This window comes from Protofrankia sp. Cj3 (assembly GCF_917627355.1).
In the GTDB taxonomy this organism is placed as follows: Bacteria; Actinomycetota; Actinomycetes; order Frankiales; family Frankiaceae; genus Protofrankia.
Genome location: NZ_CAKJTR010000064.1, coordinates 12,747 through 13,187 on the forward strand (window position 1 = coordinate 12,747; position 441 = coordinate 13,187).

At 63.3% G+C, this 441-nt stretch carries 1 pseudogene; it reads left to right on the top strand.

Annotation, left to right across the window (positions count from 1 at the left end):
• A pseudogene (locus MJ783_RS11035) lies at positions 1-441 on the top strand (galactose oxidase); the annotation flags it as partial.

Sequence of the window (441 nt, forward strand, 5' to 3'; positions counted from 1 at the left end):
TCTTTGGAGACGCTGGACGCCGCTGGCATGCCGACGTGCTGGGAGAAGTCGGGCTGGGGCGGCAACACGGTGGTGTGGGGTTCGGGCGGGACTGCTCATACTGGTTCGAAGGCGTTTCAGCTCACGGTTTCGAATTATGTGAGTGGCGATCGCAAGCTGTTGGTGGGTGAAACGGCGGGCTGCGCGCCGGCCGTTGTCCCGGGTAAGACCTATGATCTGTCCGTGTGGTATATGTCGACGGCGGCGAAAAACGCTATCACATTGTTTACTCACACGGCGTCGGGCTGGGGCTACTGGACGGACCTGGCGCAGCTGGGTGCCTCGGCCACGTATGTGCAGGCGAACGTGACGACGCCGGTGATTCCGGCCGGGGTGGACATGCTCGCGTGGGGTGTCTCGCTGGCGGGGAACGGCACGTTGACCACGGATGACTACTCCCAG